Consider the following 287-nt stretch of genomic DNA (forward strand, 5'->3'; position numbering starts at 1 on the left):
ATAGTCTGACGATGGCAGTAATTTAAGACACGTAAATCTAATGACACAAAACGAAATTCAAATAGTGCTTGAAATAATAATAATCGGGTTAGGATTATATTTGGCTTTTATCAAATCTTATAGGGAAGAAAAAGGGAAAAATTTAGCAACAAAAGAAGATATTAGTGCAATCACGAAACAAATTGAAGGAGTTAAATCTGAGATAGAAATTCAAAAAGATATTTAAAAACAAAAGCGGGAGCTAAAGTATGAAGCTTTGTTGAAATCATTAAATTTAATAGATGCAT

The 287-nt window shown here is 28.6% G+C and carries 1 protein-coding gene; it reads left to right on the forward strand.

Annotation, left to right across the window (positions count from 1 at the left end):
• Positions 1-40: 40 nt before the first annotated feature.
• Complete coding sequence (locus WFZ85_RS16275; RefSeq protein WP_342697284.1) at positions 41-226, forward strand: hypothetical protein; 186 nt, start codon at positions 41-43, stop codon at positions 224-226.
• Positions 227-287: the final 61 nt, after the last annotated feature.

This window comes from Flavobacterium aureirubrum, assembly GCF_038739835.1.
Taxonomy (GTDB): domain Bacteria; phylum Bacteroidota; class Bacteroidia; order Flavobacteriales; family Flavobacteriaceae; genus Flavobacterium; species Flavobacterium aureirubrum.

Coding starts and splice junctions, on each gene's coding strand:
- WFZ85_RS16275 (WP_342697284.1), top strand. CDS start 41: ATGACACAAAACGAAATTCAAATAGTGCTTGAAATAATAATAATCGGG.